Source organism: Flavobacterium kochi (genome assembly GCF_048286715.1).
In the GTDB taxonomy this organism is placed as follows: domain Bacteria; phylum Bacteroidota; class Bacteroidia; order Flavobacteriales; family Flavobacteriaceae; genus Flavobacterium.
In genome coordinates this window covers 108,397-125,288 of record NZ_JBLVPW010000003.1, presented here as the reverse complement: position 1 = coordinate 125,288, position 16,892 = coordinate 108,397, and the positions used below count along the sequence as shown (strand labels likewise).

The following is a 16,892-nucleotide window of genomic DNA, read 5'->3' as shown; positions in this document are numbered from 1 at the left end:
ACAAATAAATCTAATTTGATTTATTTCGTCTCATCCGATAGACAGCGTAACCAATAGCTCCGACAAGAAGATAAGGAATAACCATTAAGTAAACAATTCCATCATTTACTGCCGCTGCTTTAGCTTTATTTCCCTCGCCAGATAATGCAGCACGACACATCGCACATTGCGCATTTACAGGCAAGTATAAGAAGAAAGAAACCAAAAAAAAGAAACTTGTCTTTACAAATCCTGAAAATCGTATCCCTGCTGTCTTTTTCATTTTATCTTTATTGAACATAATAAGGTGAAATCAGTAAGTAAACCACTACGCCGGTAACGGCAACATACAACCAGATTGGAAATGTAATTTTGGCAATTTTTTTATGCTTATCAAATCGTGTTGCCAAAGCCCTCACATAGGTAATCATAACAAGTGGGATAATAGCTATCGACAAAATGATATGTGTAATCAAAATAAAGAAGTAAACATATCTGATAAGCCCTTCTCCGCCAAATTTAGTGGAATCAGCAGTCATATGATACGCAACATACATCACTAAAAAAGCTACCGAAAGAAGTATTGCAGTTGTCATCAACTGTTCATGAAGTTTTCTCTTACCGTTTTTGATTGCTACTACCGCAGCAACTAAAATAATAGCCGTTAATCCATTTGTAGTTGCATAAATTGCCGGTAAAAAAGAAAGTGGTTCCACATTGTAACCAAAATCTTTTAGTTTCACTCCAAAAAGAATTGCTACAACTAATGGAATTACAATTGAAACTATTATAATAAATTTACTGAATTTCTGTTCAAGTGAATTATCTTCCATTTTTAATCTTTTAATAAAATATTAATATCTTGCTGAATAGCTCTAACCCCTTTTTTATCTAATCCATCGTAATATAAAATCGGATTACCAAAATCATCTTTTCTGCAACGGATATACCCATTTTTATCGATCAAGGCAAACAGTCCGGAATGCTCAAAACCACCACTCACCTTACTATTTTCACCCACATACAGATTAAAACCTTTATTGGCAATATCAAAAATATAATCTTTATCACCTGTAAGGAAATTCCAATTAGACGATTTTACGCCTAATAATTTAGCGTGTTCTTTTAGAACCGCAGGTGTATCATGAGTTGGATCGATAGTAATAGAAACAATTCCAAAATTTGGATTTCCAAAGAAAGTATTTTCAATAGCCAACATGCTCAGATTCATTTTTGGACAAATTGAAGGACAGGTAGTAAAGAAAAATTCCAAAACATACACTTTCCCTTTATAGGTCTCATTAGTTATTTTTTTATTATCCTGATTTACTAACTCAAATTTTGGAGCAGGACCAATTTTCACTAATTTACCATCATCGTTTTTAGTCGTACCGATTTTATCCAAACGATCTCCTTTTACAACATTGTTATTTTGTATTCTATCGATTATTTTTGGTACTGCATAAATACCAAAAAGTAAAATAATGAAGGAGATCCCTATATATGATTTATTTTTAAGCATAAATTTTAAGAATTAAAGTTCTTTTGTAGCATTATGATTTTTTTTAAGTGCTGCACGATATTCATACAAAATGACTTTAAAATCATCTAACATTTCATTGCTCAAATCAGCCGGATGGAATGTATTATAACCTTCCTTATACTCTTTCTTTTCCTTTCTACCTCTAAGATTTCGCTCTTTATCTACAATATAAACATTTGGAGTACCTAAATTTTTATCCAGTTTACCTACAAGTTTAAGCTGGTTATAGTAGCTATTGATTTCCTGAGGAGAAGTAAAGACAAAATGCCATTGGCTGACATCAGTAAAAGCACCTAATGCATTAACAACCTTCTTAGCATCATGCTCACTACCTAAAGGACAAATGACAACAAATTGCAAATCTTTGAAAGTATGGTATTGCTGGTATATTTTTTCATTTAGATTAAAAAAATTACCTCTGTTTTTTAAAATTTCAGAACCCGAAAATCCTAAAATAGTTATTTTATTATTCAAACTAACTTTTTCATCTTTTAAAGATTTCCAATCCCCAAAATCAGCAATTTTAGCAGTAATAACAGGTAATTTCGTAAAACTATTTATACCGGATGCAAAAAAAAGATAAGCAACAATAGGCAAAATAAAAAGGACAAAAAGGACAATATTCTTCTTCATTACAATAATAAAATTTAAAGCACAAAAAATAAAAAAAGGCACGCAATGCGTACCCTTTTTTTGAATTAATATCTTGTTAAAAATTCCATTTAATCGTAGAATTCTTAAAAACCTCATAAATATAATTCCCTTCAGTCAAAAGAATGAAAAGCAAATATAATATTAAAAAAATTACTGGTAAAACAACTGCATTTCTAAGAGTACTTCTCTCTCCTTCCATGTGCATGAAAGCCCATACAATAAAATATGCTTTTACAAGTGTTAAGATTATAAACAACCAGTTTAGTAAGCTCATTGCCATAAAACTATGCATATGAAGAACCTCTGGCTTAAGAATTCCAAAAATTACCTCAACAATCGTTATTACAGACAAAAGAGCAAAAACTGTCCAAATTCTTTTTGTATTAGAAACATGTTCGTGTGACATAATGATAAATCTAAAATTAAACTAAGTAGAAAAACGTAAATACAAATACCCAAACTAAATCGACAAAGTGCCAGTATAACCCCACTTTTTCAACCATTTCATAACTTCCTCTTTTCTCATAAGTTCCTACAAGAACATTAAAAAATATAATGATATTTATAATGATTCCCGAAAATACGTGAAAACCGTGAAACCCTGTGATAAAGAAAAAGAAATCAGCAAATAACTTACTTCCGTATTCATTGTGCGTTAAATTAGCTCCTTCTATCACTAAACTGGCTTGATTTAATCGTAATTCTGAATCTTTTCTGGAAAGAATTGTTTTCCTCTTTTCAGCAGTAATAGTCTCTGTTCTAATCAAAAGATCAGGATGCGCTTTAAAACCTGCCTGAACTTCAGCAACTGAATACGCTGGTAAAGAAGACTCATCCATGAACCATTTTCCTTTGTTTCTTTTCAATTGTTCTCTTTCTTCCGGCAAAGTTGCTGCAAAATCAGCAAGTGCTACACGATGTCCTTCTTTATCAACAAACTGAAGTAAGCTACCTCCTTTTGTTTCAATAGCACCATATTCTCCTTTTATAAAATTCTTCCATTCCCATGCTTGTGAACCAACGAAGATCATACCTCCAATAATTGTTAAAAACATGTAAATAACAACTTTATTTTTTTTCATTTGATGACCCGCATCAACAGCCAAAACCATTGTTACAGATGAAAAAATCAAAATAAATGTCATTAATGCTACATAATACATCGGAGCAGATACGCCGTGCATGAATGGAAAGTGTGTAAACACCTCATCAGCCAATGGCCATGTCTCAATAAATTTAAATCTAGAAAATCCGTAAGCTGCTAGAAATCCAGAGAATGTTAAGGCATCCGATACGATAAAAAACCACATCATCAATTTGCCATAACTTGCTCCCATTGGCTCTGTGCCGCCTCCCCAAGTTTTTTCTTCACTATTTGCAGTAGTAACTGTCGCTTCCATATAAGTTATTCGTTAAAAAGTTCCCAAATTTACGTTTTTTTATTATTTAAAGAAATATAAAAATAAAAATAAATAAACCCATAAGAAATCAAGAAAGTGCCAGTACATTGCACCTAGTTCAATTCCAAGAGTTTGAGTTGAATTGTATTTTTGTTTAAAATGATTATAAATTATAATTAGCAGTGAAATTAGACCACCTGCAAGGTGAACCAGGTGCACAACGGTTACAATATATAAAAACGTTGTTGTTATTGAACTCTCACTTCCTGTAAAATAATATCCATTTGACACGATCTGTCCAAAGCCTGCAAATTGCAAAATCACAAATAAAATCCCCAATGCTAAGGTAGACAAAAGAAACACAGTAGTCCCCTTTTGATTGCCTTTTTGGATTGCTTTTTTTGCTAAATGAAAAGTAACACTGCAACCAATGATTGCAACGGTACTAAAGTAAAAAGCGGTCGGCAATTGAAAATCCTTCAACCAATCGGTTCTCGATTTACTTACCACAAAAGCACTCGTAAGTCCTGCAAACATCATGGTCATGCTAACCATCGCAAACAGCAGTATCAACTTGTATGATCGCGCCGTTCTAGATTTATGTTCGTCTGTTGTCATTGTAATCCCCATAACTATCTTAAAAATTTATCAAATATATAAACCAATTGCAACAATGTAATATAAGAAACACTCACCAGCATCAAAGTCCTCGCTGCTTTTGCTGTTCTCAATTTATATAATTGCACTCCATAATAAAGCATCCAAAGTCCAAGCAAAAACACGATAACAGCTGCTATTGGTGTAATATACAACTGACCGGTATAACCCAAAACTGGCAAAAGTGAAGCTATAATAAGCCAGACCGTGTATAGAATGATTTGCAGGGCAGTAGATTTATCTTTTTTCCCTGTAGGAAGCATAAAAAAACCTGCTTTTTCGTAATCTTCATATAAAAACCATCCGATAGCCCAAAAATGAGGAAACTGCCAGAAAAACTGAATTAAAAATAAGGTTCCTGCTTCGATACCAAATTCTCCCGTTGCTGCAACCCATCCCAACATAAAAGGAATTGCCCCAGGAAATGCACCTACAAACACTGACAATGAGGTCATTGTTTTCAAAGGCGTATAGACACTTGTATAAAGAAATATAGAAATTGCGCCAAACATGGCAGTTTTTGAATTGATCGTGTATAACAAAACTATACCGGCCATCGTAAGAAGACTGGCAATAAGCAGAGCCGTACCAGATGACATTCTGCCTGCCGGAACGGGACGGTTTTTTGTCCGATCCATTAAAGCGTCTAAATCTTTTTCAATAACCTGATTAAAAGCATTAGAAGCACCTACCATACAATAGCCACCAATAGCCAGTTTCAGCAGCACTATCCAACTGAAAGAATGAATATCGGCAATCCCAAGCATAAATCCCGCTATAGAAGAAAACACAACGCTGACAGCGAGGCGCGCTTTGGTTATTTCGCGGAAATCAATATAAATAGATTTTAATGAAAGGGTATTTTGTGTTGCGTTCAATACTAATGTTTATTTGCTTTGTAAAAACTTTTGCAAAAGTAGGATATCAAAAGGGATTTGGCAAAAAACTATTCATAAAAAAAGTTTTTTTTGAAATATAATTAAAGCTAATAATCAAAATACCAGTTAAAAACATCGGAACGTATTCCTAAAGTAAACCAATTGGAGCTTTCGGTAAATGTCGTCGCGGTGTTCTTCGTCGGATCAAAATTTCTATAAATATAGCTTCCGTAAAGTTTTAGATTGGTCGCTGGATTTATCAAATATCCGGCTTGAATATCCGTAATAAAAACGGCCGTTTTATTTCCTTGCCCTACTTTCACTCCACTATCAAAAGCTCTCTTTTCATCATAATCCTTATAGATGTTCCCCCCGTAGTTAAAACTGTCTTCAGCTGTGTCAAAATCTAATCCGCGAGTACCAATAGTTATTTTTGCATCAGCAAAATACCGGTCCTTATGATAATGGGCGATTGTTATAAACTCTTTGAAATTTCCACCCCATTGGTGTCCCATACTTTGATTGTTGTGCGCATAATTTGTAATAGGATTACTGTGAGAATACACATAAGGACGCACATGGTTGTATTCTAATTGCACTATTAAATTGTCAACCTGAAAAGCATTATAGTATTTAAAGCCTAACTGGTAACCAAATTTATTTCTCCAGCTATTATCTCCCTTTTTAACGTCTCCCAGAGAAAATTCATCCAAAATAAATTGTCCATATGCATTTATCTGATTACTCCATTTGTATTTATAGGTCAGCCCTAAAACTGCATTTCCACTCCTGGCAGACGAAGCAAATTCAACCGAACGGTAAAAAATAATTGGATTTACAAAATTGACATCAAATCCTCTATCATTGGTATTTGTCCAAACTACCGATTCAAACAACCCAAGATTAAATTTATTCGACACGTTCCAACTCAAATAATGGTTTGCCATGAATTTCGTAGCATATGTTTTTTCGATCGTAACTTCTGGTCGAACATCTTTAAGCCATAGATATGTATTGGTATACTTTATTTTCCAGAAATTAGTGTTTATTTTAAAATACGGATACGGACTCGCTCCATCACTTTCTAATAAAGAGCGGTACCCATCTCCAATAAAATTCCTTCCGTAACCCAATTGCAAATCAAAATGTTTACTGGGTGCAAAAGTTATATTGGCTTCCGCTAATGGAAAATCATAGGCATCCGTTTTGAAATCTTTAGCAATTCCCATACCCGGAATAATTGCAGGATTCCCTCCCGCTGGCCGTATAGACTCTGCATAACGATTGTAATAATCTGCAAATCGTCCCTGACTTTCAAAAACCGTAGTGGTGAAATTAATTTGCGTTCCTAATCCACCACGAAAATTAATTCCGCGGGTATTCACATACGTGTAATTCGCTTTGGTTTGAGACGCTTTACCTACTTGCAAATCCAATATGGGATTTAAAGTAAACCAATAGCCCTCTCCCAGAATCTCAACCGTACTCTCATTCCATAATTTCCTGGCCCACCAGCCGGAAACATTTTTCCTGAGCTTATCATTTACTTTTTTAAGATCATAATATTTTGAAACTTCTACATAAGTATACGGTTTCGATGCAGTATGATTATTACTTCCAACTTGATTTAAGGAGGCGTCAAACTGTGAATAATAACTATGGGAAAAAGGAATATTCAAATGACTTTCGAACTGTGGATTATTGAATTTTTTATAAACAATACTATCTAATTCCGTAAGTTGCTTGCTTTCTTTTGGCAAAATTTCTGCTCGAGCAAGTGCTTCTGAAGCCAGCTGCTCCGGGCTTTTTAACGGAATAGCGATTGCAATTGTATATTTAGAATACGTTGGTTTCCCATTATAAGTTGACGGTTTAATTTTAGGAAATGCACCAAAAACCCGTTTGGTTTCTTTTACCAGGCCTTCATCGTTTGCATTTACATAAATCACCTTAAAAACGCCGTTACTATCTACTTCAAAAAGTACTTCTACACTTCCTTTAAAATTATTTTGTTTAAGGTTTTCAGGAACTTCAAAATTTTGAAATACAAAATTTTGCACCTGGTAGTAAAAACATTTTTCCAACTCCTTGGATTGCAGATTCTCACAATTCAAAAAAACAGGAAACCGTTCGGCTGATACGCTCGACCCAGTCGCACTATTATCTTGCGAATAAATAAAAAACGAATAAAATGATAAAAGTAACGTTGACAAACCTTTTTTCATGCTGTTTTCTTTATGAATTTAGTAATCAGTTTGTGAATTTTGCCCATTGGCAATTGCTTTCGCTCCGGAGGTTCCAATTCGCTTTACCCCCAATCGAATCATTTCCACGGCTTCATCATAAGTCCTTACTCCTCCAGCTGCTTTCACCGGAAGTGGTGAAGCATTTTCCAACATCATAATAATGGCTGGAATAGTAGCCCCATTTGGTAAATCATCAATTGTTTTGTAAAATCCTGTTGAAGACTTTACAAAAACCGATTGGTACAATTCTTCTTTAAAATTCGAAATAACAATATTTTTTATCAAAGCAGACAATTGTATAATCTGTTTGTCATCGAGTGCTGCCACTTCAATAATCCATTTTACAACCTTATTGTTTTCAAGTCCCAAAAGCGTACATTTCAGAACCTCATCTTTAACCAAATCAATAGCTCCTTTTTTGAATGCTTCATAGTTACAAACGAAATCCAAATCATCGGCTCCATCTTCAATCGCTTGAATTGCCTCAGCAATTTTCTCCTCTACCCCGGACTTTCCTTCTGGAAAATCAATTACGGTACCTATTTGTAAATTCGAATCAGCACTACTAATCATTGTTTTGGCAATAGAAACCATATTGGGACGAATCATAATAAGCTTAAAATGCTCATCAATGGCTTCCTGAATAAATTTCTTAGCAACTATACTGTTTTCTGCTTCACTAAGACCTGCTTGCGATGCCGTTTTTAAATAAGTAGAATCCAAATATTGCTTAATATTCATTTTTCTTGTGATTTTATAATACCAATACAATCTTATTAGCAAAAATACATTTTAAATTCACATTTAAATCACTATTAAGAACTACTTCGTAAAGATGCAATCTTATTTTATAAATTACTGATTGCACAAAAAACAAAATTCTTTTTGATATAAAAAAATCCCACCGAAGTGGGATTATAATCCGTACTAGACTTTATTTAATTTGGTGTACTTATTAAAAAACAAAATTATGCAAACAGCGAGAGTCGCTCCAGATAAATTTGCTACAACATCAAGCAAATCTCCTTTCCTAGTTGTAGTAAACAATGCCTGCGCTATTTCAATTGCGATTCCAAAAAAAAAGGAAAACATAACTGACAGAACCAAAGGTTTAAAAAAATTGGAACTTTTTAATTGTTTCTTAAAAAACAAAAACCAAAGAGATGTAAATACAAAATGAAAAAAGGAATGAACAACTTTATCCAGATTCGTAATGGAAACAGCCGGAATATCACTTGATTTGATCAAACAAAAAAAGACTACTAACCCTGTCCAAGATAAAGCCGCCCAAAAATAGAATTGTTTAGGCACCAATAAGTTCTTTGTAAGATTCACTTGAAAGCAACCCATCCACTTCAGTTTCGTCTGCAATCTTTATTTTTATCATCCATCCCGCTCCATAAGGGTCTGAATTCACACTTTCCGGTGTATTTTCCAATGCATCGTTAAAAGCGATAATTTCACCTGATAATGGAAGAAACAAATCAGAAACAGTTTTAACCGCTTCAACAGTTCCAAAAACCTCATCTTTTTCTAAAGTCTGATCTAAAGTTTCCACCTCAACATATACGATATCCCCTAACTCTTTTTGAGCAAAATCAGTAATCCCTACTGTTGCGATATCGCCTTCAATACTAACCCATTCGTGATCTTTAGTGTACTTTAAATTTGCTGGTATGTTCATATAAATACTAATTGATAAATTATTAATTGATAATTGAATTTTAGGTCACAAATGTAACAATCTCAATTCAAATCTTGTTTAGATTTTAAAAAAATTAATTCCCAAAATTATAACGAAGTGTAAATCCGGATCTAATATTAGTTAAAGGAAAAGAAGTTGATATTACTGCTTTCGAAAAGGAATGATCATAATAGAAAATCGCAGTCAGATTTTTACTGAATGCATAATCCGCAGTAATTTTTAAAGACCAGATATTTTGTCCTCCCGCCAACTGATTGTTATCATAATCTAAATACCGAACAATCGTTTGATTGTTTCGATACGAAAGATCCCCTTTCAAGTTAATGTCACTTTTTATAATTCCTGTTGGGTTGTCGGCCAGTCTGGAAGAGAAAATCACATCTTTAAATCGGTAACCAAGTCCAACAACATATTCAATTCCTTTTACTTCTGTCAGCAGATTATTATCAAAACTCATTGACAATGCTCTGTCTTTTTTTATTTCGGTTAGCACTTTTAATGAATTTTTCAATTCAAAATCCATTCTGATAAGCGGACTGAATTGCTCCACTAAATTGATGTTTGACATAATGGTGCTGTTGAAAAAATTACCACTTGCATCCACACCGTTTGGCGCTTTATCATATTCAAAATTAGATCTAAACGAATTAATAGTATAAGAAGCCCTATAACTGTGCTGCATAGAAAAACGCTTGAAATTCTTCTTGAAAAAAGCATAACGCATCAATCCATTGTATTTTACAGCCCAGTTTGGTATTGGAAAGTTCCTAAAAATTCCAAGTGAAACATCTGCTGCATTGGTTCCTGAATAAGCTGCTAAGAAAGCTGGTAATAATACCGCCTGGTTATTTTTACCATAACCTAAAGGATACCCTTCTGAATCCAAATTTGCCGGATTATTGATATCTATCCCCCGTTGCGTTGCCAATCGATTCGCAACTGCCAGCCTATTATTTCTAAAATCGTCAAAAGCGACAGATGTATTTTCATCGCTAGTGGAGAAAGACGTTTTTATCAGGACAGTAGAAATTGAAAAAAGTCCGTAACTATAGGGAGATCTCGAATTATATTGCCCGTCAGTAACATCATATTGTTCTGAAAAATTTTTAGAATAAGCTCTGTCTAATGACAAATCGATTTTTAAATCAGGTAATAAATCCACATTTGCCGTAGCTTTAAATAACTTGTTGGTTACCTGTGAATAATTTTGATTAAAATCAGGATAATTGGTAAGCCATCCGTTCTTAGCCGCTTCATATCGCACATCATCCTGGCTACCAAAAATAAATCCCAATGATGGTCTTGATGAACCAAGAAATCCGACACTTGGCGTATATCCTGGTAATATTGTACCACTGTTCTCTGTATAATTCATTTGGATGTTTTTGACACTGGTTAAAACGCCAATCAAACCATCCACAAATTCATTATTTTTTCCAATCTGCTGCGTATTTGTATTTACAATTTTTTCTCCGGGTTTCGGCACAGTCGCCTTAGGTTTAGCAACTGCTTTATTTGTATTTTTTGTTATTCCCAAATACTTATAAAGCGCATCCATATTGAATGTAGCATTCAAATTATTCGAACTTGAATTTTGAACCGTATTCCCTAAATTATACGTATTCCCTTCAATTTCTATTTGCGATAATGCATTAGAAGCACGTTGCCAGCTATAATCACCCGTATACGAGTAATTTGCTTTTATAAAACTAAATAGCGGAATTTTATTAATTGGCAACTCATAATTTAGAACCAATTGCTGCATGTGGTGATTAGGATCTCCAATGTCCCAATAACTATCCCAAATTGTAAAAGTATCAATTGGCTCATTATTTTCGTTTAAATAACTTTTAACGATATTACTGGAGGAAGCCGTATAATTTAATTTTAATGATTTTGTCAAATTAAAATTAAAACCATACTGATAATTGAACGCAAAATTTCTTCGATACAATGGATCAAGACCAATTCCTTCCACATCAACTTGTCTAAATTGCTGACGGTTGTACTGTCTGATAATATTGGTATTGAAGGAGATGTTGGAAGGCAGGTAATTAAAATTAAAATCACTCAACAGTTTCCAGTAATCACTTTTCTTCATGAAAGCTGTTTTTTTGAATGGCTCAACAGGTTTTGGCTGAAAACTATAAGCATAATCTACAGAGGAATTGGCTTGCTGATCTACATAATCCTCTATTTCAAAATCATGACGCTCTACCTGATTAAAAGACTGCGAAAAAGTGAAGTTTTCCGGATCATAAACGTGCTGTTTTTGCTCTGGTTTTCTTTCTTTTCTAACGCCAATAAAATTGATGCTTTGACGTTTTGTATAATCCATGGCCCGACTTTGAATATTATCCCGTTCCGCTTTATCTGCAGTATTATCCACTAACTGTTTTAATTTAATATCCTGATTAAAAGGGTCATATTCAGGAGTAATCATTTCTTCACCGATAGCATAATTGAACGGTAAATTAATCCCCCATTTTGGAGGCAATAATTTGCCTAAATTGACATTCGTTACAATATTATATTGTTTGGTATCCTCACGATTTCTTTCATTTGGTCCTTCTTCCAATGCTCCAAAACCTATGGTACTTTTTTTACCGGTGGCTGAAACAGTTGCAAAATCTGCAAAATTTGAATCTACATTCAACACGGCGGCCATCCCGCCGTGGTTATCCATATCAGCTAAACGAAGTTCATTAAACCAAACTTCACCTTTAATATCCTGATGGGTTTCATTACTTTTTACACCAACCATTAATGTTCGCGCTAATCCAAAATTAGGATTCCCTTTTATACCCAATCTCAGCTTATTATTTTTGTTGGACAAAGAGGGATCCAGTTCCTCTTCATTTTGATAATAAATTCCATCCAGTGGGAGTGTGCTCGGATCGACGCTCATAGCCAGAATTTTCAATTTAGTCAATAATGCCAGCGACAAATCAATTTCATTTTCTTCAGGCCAAACTGCTTCTGCATTTAAAGCCGCACAATCTGAACTCGAAGTTGAAGAAGGAACAGTAACTTTCAACGGAATTTCTATTTGATAAAAATTCTGTGTGAAATCATTTCCAAAACGTATAAAACCAACCATTTGATTGTCCCGAAGCGCAATTTCATTTGGCAAAGATTCAGCATGTAAGAACATTTTCAATTTTTTGAACTGACGCATGTCAATACTTACATTTTTGAAAACAGCTCTTGAATCTTCTGGCTCCAGTCCGTCACCAGACACTTTTAAAGACAATGATTGTTCATTCTGATTGATAACTGTATTATTATTGTACAATTGCTCTCTAACTACTCCTGGGGGAGTGATATAATTCACGGGACATCTTTCATTATTTTCCTGAACATTTACTGCCAAAACATCTAAAGTAGTTTTGTCGTCAGCAACATTTGTATCATTAAAATCAAGTGTATTGGTATACCTTCTCCATTCTCCTCTCACCAAATCTAAAGCTCCAAAACGAACTGTTACCAGATCATTAAAACCTGTCATGAACATTCTCATGAATCGAATTGATCTAAAATCAGAGATATTTCCAATAGTGTTTTCTGGCTGTGAAACAGGTATTTTAAACTGAATCCATCTGGCATCAGTTGTAGATCCGTTGGGCAATGTAACCTGGGTACTTCTTATATCAGTAATATAATTTTCTCCAACATTCATGTTTGGCTTAACATCAATACTATATTCATAATAGGCATTGATTGTGTTCATCGTATTATCTCTATTGATATCTTCCACATCAGGAACGGTGGAAGAACCTCGATTAGGATCATTAATATCAACAGCGGAGTTTCCGTCTACACCATTGTATTTTTTATACCGGTCTAAAACATTTCCTGAGGCGTTTAAATAATAGGTATAATCATCTCCAGCAGGGTCAGGATCAGACGCATAATTATTGTAAATCGCACCTTCTTTTGCATTGGGCAAACCATCTAAACCAACATCCTGATTCCCCCTATTATCCGCATTGGTGTCAAAAGCATAAATTAAAGATTGCGATGCCGGTACATCTCCCCAGATAGACTGCGGATTTGCCACTATCTGGTCTGGACCAAGTCCATTTTCATATTGTTTTCTACCGTCTTTCAACACATCCTCTGAAACTTCGCCTAAATTAAAATAGATTTTACCAATGTTTGACTGAGGTATTTCACCACTTCCCACGTAAGGATCTAAGATCCAAAATTGAATGTATTCTACATTTCCCTGTTCAAAATTAGTAGAATTTAATGATCTCATAATCCCCCCAAAATTACTCGCCGGGTTGGTTGCAACGTTGGAACTATTATTATAAGGACCTCTATCGGAAGGGTAATAGCTTAAATCTAATGTATTTACAACTTGGGACTGTCCTTGTGCAATATCGGTTAAAGGATATAACTCCTCACTAAAAATTCTTCTGGTAGTGTTGAAAGACAATTCTTCATTTGTAATTCCGGACGGTTTTTGAGTATAAAACACCGGATCAATTGAATACCAGGCTAGCTTGGCTCTTTTAAAACCATAACTCAAATCGTTGGCATTACCATTAAAATCATAAGTGCTTCTGGCATTTTTCTCCGGAGTCGATGACAAACTCCAAGCATACGGGGAACGCATATCGATGGTAGATTGAGAACCTTCAAAATCATCAACATAAATAGTTGATTCTCCTTCAAAACGATCTGCTTTTGGCGAATCTGGTTTCAAAAATGCAATTTCTCCCCTTATAGAAAGATTGGAAGGAACATCCGTATCTAAATTTGGTAATTTATTTACCAATCGGGTCAGAAGAGGCACTTCGGTAGAAAAATTAGTGTTAAATCCAAAAATGGTATTGTTTACAGATTCCTGACCAAAGCTGGATTTTTGGGTAAATGGCTTCTCTGTCATTTTTAAAAAAGTAGCACCGACCAAAAAATTATCAGCAATTTTATGCTCTACATTTACACCCATAAACCTTCTGGTCTGCTGACCAAAAATAGAATTATTTTCTAAGGAAACTTCAATAGGCGTATTTGAAGCCTGAAGAGACGGATCCAAAATCTGAACTCTCCCCAATTGATAATTCACACTATAATCAATCCCTTCAACTAAAACCCGCCCTGCAGCCGTTACTACCACTGAACCTCTGGGAACATTGAAAGCACCGATTGGTATTCCGTCGCCTCCGGAGGATTTATATTTTCCTCTTAATAAAAATTTATTTTTCTCACTGTCTTGTAAAGCGCCCGATTGGGTGTTACGATACATGCTTCTAAATACATATTTCTTCTGATTAAGATTGTAGGTATTGGTATCATTATAATTTTCTCCAGAACCAGTATTTGATAATTTCGAAAATAACAGTTCCCCAAATGGCTCTTTGCTAGTAAATATGATTCTACCGTTTTGAGCGTCGATTGTCAAGCCTTGCATAAAATCAAAAAAGCCATCGCCACCCACCTGTGGATCATTATTGTAATTCAATTTATCTAAATTAAATACTTTGAGCAAAGGGGTTTCGGCAACTTTATTTTCAGGCGACGGATTCGGCGGAAAAGGACTTCCCGGCACCTCTGTAATGTAATTTAAAGCGGATGGATCTGTATAAAGAATATTAAATCTAAAGTCTTCCTGTTTCACTTGATACGCGCCTGGAATCTGATAAATATTTTTCATCATCAGGTTCCAAACCGGATTTTTGACATTGGTTAGATTACTTTTCAGCATTTTTAATATCAAACTTTGCGTTATGATTGCTTGATTTGATGTGTTGCTATTACCTGTTACAACTGTTGCATCCACACCATCATTACCAAATTCACCAACCTGATACACTTTATCCCCAATTGTATATTGATAGGCAACGGCTAAAACCTCATCATTAGCCAGACGTTGTTGCAATGAAATATACCCTAATTGAGCATTATAAGTATATTCGTTAGGATTCAATTTCCTTGCGTTTTCCAATTTAGAATAGTCCTGGCCTTCACTAACGGTAATATTAAATCCAGAACTTGAAGTAACAATTTCCCGTATGTTATTATTCAACAAACCAGTTCCTGTCGTTATTTGTGCAGGATCGTAATCATTATTTGAATTGTCAGAAGGAGAATCAACCGGATTATTAAATATTCCGGTGGAAGGATCTAAAACTACTACTTGATTGTCGGCTAAACCAGTTAATTGCCCCTCACCTAAATCCTGAAGCGCAATAATATTCCGTAGATTGTTGTTTGTTGTATTTACCCTATTTTGCTTGTTGGTAACCCAAATCTCTAATCTTGAAATCTGAACTCTACTATCAATAAACGGATAATTTTTTAAGGAGGCATCGTATTTATTTCTGAAATATTGAGACAAGAAAAAGTGTCTGTCATTATCATAATCCAGTGCATACAAATCAAAGTCCTGAATCGTTCCTCCCCCTTGCGCAATTAAACTTTTTGTTTGTGATTTTTGCTCCGAAAAAATACCAGTGACAGTAGTTTTACCAAACTGCAATTGCGTTTTTACACCAAATAAACTTTGCGCCCCTCTTATTAAAGAGCTATTCAAAGGCATACTCACATTCCCCACTTCAATTTTTTGAATAATATCATCCTCTGAAGGGGCATATTCTAACTTGATTAAATTTTGAAAAGCGAATGTGGACTGGGTATCATAATTAGCATTTACACTGAGTCGTGTTCCCACTTTTCCCATTAAACTCATGCTTATTCTTTGATTGAAATCAAAGGAAAGATTGGATCTGTTTCTAGGAGAAAAGGACGGATTATCCTGTTTTGTATAACGCATCCCCAAATCCATTTCTATGGATCCAGTTGGTTTTACATCAATAGTATTACTTCCAAAAATAGACTCAAAAAGTCCTGATTTCACATAATACCTTGGCAATAAATCTTTTTTAGCTGCTTCGCTACCTTCTTTTTTTCCGTCAATCGCATCTACTTTTTTCTTGAAATAATCTCGCATAGATTCTTTCAAAACCAAGCTTTCATACTCTTTTGGAGTTAAAATAATAGGATAGTTAATAGAAAACCCATCAACAGAATTGGTATAAATATACCGATCGGTAACGGGGTCATAGGTGTAAGCGGAGAGAACACTTTGCGGATCTTTTAACTGGACTTTTCCTGTAGAAAAACCAGTTTTAATTGTATCCTGAGCGACTGGTGTTACCTGAGCTTGCGATACAAAACCACAAAATATAACTAGCAAAAAAATACAAATTTTATGCATATAATCCGTGTTTTGAGTACCTTTTATAAGTTCTTTAAAGCCTTCTTAATAATCGATTCAACAGAAGCATCTGGATCCTCTTTTACAATTTTTTCTACGATTCGTTCTGAAGTTTTTCGAACGAAACCTAACACCTCCAAAGCAGATAACGCTTCATCTCGATTTGTATTGCTTTGCGACATAGAAACTTCATCTAAATCATACAATTTCAATACCTTTTCTTTTAAATCAAGTATTACTCTTTGTGCCGTTTTGCTACCAATTCCTTTTATGGATTGAATTGTAACCACATCAGCTGATGCAATAGCATTTGTAATTTGTTTTGGGTCTAATGATGACAACATGGTTCTGGCAATACTGGCCCCAATACCAGAAACTGATAATAATAATTTGAAAATTTCCCTTTCTGATTTTTCTACAAAACCAAATAAAGTATGCGCATCTTCTTTTATTTGAAGATGCGTATACAATTTTATAAAGTCAGTATTGGGGAGTAAAGAATAGGTATGTAAGGATATATTTACATGATATCCTACACCTCCGCAATCAATAACTACCTGTGTTGGTGTCTTTTCTACTAATTTCCCCTGTATATGTGCAATCAT

At 34.5% G+C, this 16,892-nt stretch carries 14 protein-coding genes; all 14 read right to left on the bottom strand.

Going from position 1 to position 16,892, the window contains the following annotated elements; translation table 11 throughout:
• Window positions 1-10: 10 nt before the first annotated feature.
• The 14 genes from ACNQGH_RS04115 to ruvA all read right to left on the bottom strand — a co-directional run bounded on the left by ACNQGH_RS04115 (window position 11) and on the right by ruvA (window position 16,892).
• Window positions 11-262: a hypothetical protein gene (locus tag ACNQGH_RS04115; RefSeq protein WP_417954714.1), complete on the bottom strand. Its 252-nt coding sequence runs from the start codon at window positions 260-262 to the stop codon at window positions 11-13.
• A 7-nt stretch (window positions 263-269) separates the two neighbouring features.
• Window positions 270-812, bottom strand: a complete 543-nt coding sequence (locus tag ACNQGH_RS04110) for a DUF420 domain-containing protein (RefSeq protein WP_417954713.1) — start codon at window positions 810-812, stop codon at window positions 270-272.
• 2 nt (window positions 813-814) lie between these two features.
• Entirely contained in the window at window positions 815-1,501 is a 687-nt protein-coding gene (locus ACNQGH_RS04105) for an SCO family protein (protein ID WP_417954712.1), read from the bottom strand.
• 12 nt (window positions 1,502-1,513) lie between these two features.
• The gene (locus tag ACNQGH_RS04100; protein ID WP_417954840.1) at window positions 1,514-2,155 is read right to left on the bottom strand and encodes a hypothetical protein; all 642 of its coding nucleotides are present in this window, start codon (window positions 2,153-2,155) and stop codon (window positions 1,514-1,516) included.
• Window positions 2,156-2,231: 76 nt separating this feature from the next.
• The gene (locus ACNQGH_RS04095) at window positions 2,232-2,582 is read right to left on the bottom strand and encodes a cytochrome C oxidase subunit IV family protein (RefSeq protein ID WP_417954711.1); all 351 of its coding nucleotides are present in this window, start codon (window positions 2,580-2,582) and stop codon (window positions 2,232-2,234) included.
• Between the two features lie 16 nt (window positions 2,583-2,598).
• Window positions 2,599-3,576, bottom strand: a complete 978-nt coding sequence (locus tag ACNQGH_RS04090) for a cytochrome c oxidase subunit 3 (protein ID WP_417954710.1) — start codon at window positions 3,574-3,576, stop codon at window positions 2,599-2,601.
• Between the two features lie 42 nt (window positions 3,577-3,618).
• A complete protein-coding gene (locus ACNQGH_RS04085; protein ID WP_417954709.1) occupies window positions 3,619-4,206 on the bottom strand; it encodes a cytochrome c oxidase subunit 3 in 588 nt (195 codons plus the stop codon).
• Window positions 4,207-4,208: 2 nt separating this feature from the next.
• Entirely contained in the window at window positions 4,209-5,111 is a 903-nt protein-coding gene (gene cyoE / locus ACNQGH_RS04080) for a heme o synthase (protein WP_417954708.1), read from the bottom strand.
• 107 nt (window positions 5,112-5,218) lie between these two features.
• Entirely contained in the window at window positions 5,219-7,336 is a 2,118-nt protein-coding gene (locus ACNQGH_RS04075; RefSeq protein WP_417954707.1) for an energy transducer TonB, read from the bottom strand.
• Between the two features lie 18 nt (window positions 7,337-7,354).
• Window positions 7,355-8,098, bottom strand: a complete 744-nt coding sequence (deoC, locus tag ACNQGH_RS04070; RefSeq protein WP_417954706.1) for a deoxyribose-phosphate aldolase — start codon at window positions 8,096-8,098, stop codon at window positions 7,355-7,357.
• Window positions 8,099-8,284: 186 nt separating this feature from the next.
• Window positions 8,285-8,707 carry a VanZ family protein gene (locus ACNQGH_RS04065; RefSeq protein WP_417954705.1) on the bottom strand — a complete coding sequence of 141 codons (423 nt, stop codon included), beginning with the start codon at window positions 8,705-8,707 and terminating at the stop codon, window positions 8,285-8,287.
• Complete coding sequence (gene gcvH, locus ACNQGH_RS04060; RefSeq protein ID WP_417954704.1) at window positions 8,661-9,041, bottom strand: glycine cleavage system protein GcvH; 381 nt, start codon at window positions 9,039-9,041, stop codon at window positions 8,661-8,663. The genes ACNQGH_RS04065 and gcvH overlap by 47 nt, the downstream gene beginning before the upstream one ends.
• 94 nt (window positions 9,042-9,135) lie before the next feature.
• On the bottom strand, window positions 9,136-16,287 hold the full coding sequence (sov, locus tag ACNQGH_RS04055; RefSeq protein ID WP_417954703.1) for a T9SS outer membrane translocon Sov/SprA: 7,152 nt from the start codon (window positions 16,285-16,287) through the stop codon (window positions 9,136-9,138).
• 23 nt (window positions 16,288-16,310) lie between these two features.
• Window positions 16,311-16,892 (bottom strand): Holliday junction branch migration protein RuvA, encoded by a 582-nt coding sequence (gene ruvA / locus ACNQGH_RS04050; RefSeq protein WP_417954702.1) that lies wholly within the window; start codon window positions 16,890-16,892, stop codon window positions 16,311-16,313.

What these genes read in the sequence shown, in the direction of transcription:
- ACNQGH_RS04100 (WP_417954840.1), bottom strand. Translation starts at nt 2,155, where the DNA reads ATGAAGAAGAATATTGTCCTTTTTGTCCTTTTTATTTTGCCTATTGTT.
- ACNQGH_RS04105 (WP_417954712.1), bottom strand. Translation starts at nt 1,501, where the DNA reads ATGCTTAAAAATAAATCATATATAGGGATCTCCTTCATTATTTTACTT.
- ACNQGH_RS04085 (WP_417954709.1), bottom strand. Translation starts at nt 4,206, where the DNA reads ATGGGGATTACAATGACAACAGACGAACATAAATCTAGAACGGCGCGA.
- ACNQGH_RS04065 (WP_417954705.1), bottom strand. Translation starts at nt 8,707, where the DNA reads ATGGGTTGCTTTCAAGTGAATCTTACAAAGAACTTATTGGTGCCTAAA.
- sov (WP_417954703.1), bottom strand. Translation starts at nt 16,287, where the DNA reads ATGCATAAAATTTGTATTTTTTTGCTAGTTATATTTTGTGGTTTTGTA.
- ACNQGH_RS04075 (WP_417954707.1), bottom strand. Translation starts at nt 7,336, where the DNA reads ATGAAAAAAGGTTTGTCAACGTTACTTTTATCATTTTATTCGTTTTTT.
- gcvH (WP_417954704.1), bottom strand. Translation starts at nt 9,041, where the DNA reads ATGAACATACCAGCAAATTTAAAGTACACTAAAGATCACGAATGGGTT.
- deoC (WP_417954706.1), bottom strand. Translation starts at nt 8,098, where the DNA reads ATGAATATTAAGCAATATTTGGATTCTACTTATTTAAAAACGGCATCG.
- ACNQGH_RS04095 (WP_417954711.1), bottom strand. Translation starts at nt 2,582, where the DNA reads ATGTCACACGAACATGTTTCTAATACAAAAAGAATTTGGACAGTTTTT.
- ACNQGH_RS04090 (WP_417954710.1), bottom strand. Translation starts at nt 3,576, where the DNA reads ATGGAAGCGACAGTTACTACTGCAAATAGTGAAGAAAAAACTTGGGGA.
- ACNQGH_RS04115 (WP_417954714.1), bottom strand. Translation starts at nt 262, where the DNA reads ATGAAAAAGACAGCAGGGATACGATTTTCAGGATTTGTAAAGACAAGT.
- ACNQGH_RS04110 (WP_417954713.1), bottom strand. Translation starts at nt 812, where the DNA reads ATGGAAGATAATTCACTTGAACAGAAATTCAGTAAATTTATTATAATA.
- ruvA (WP_417954702.1), bottom strand. Translation starts at nt 16,892, where the DNA reads ATGATTGCACATATACAGGGGAAATTAGTAGAAAAGACACCAACACAG.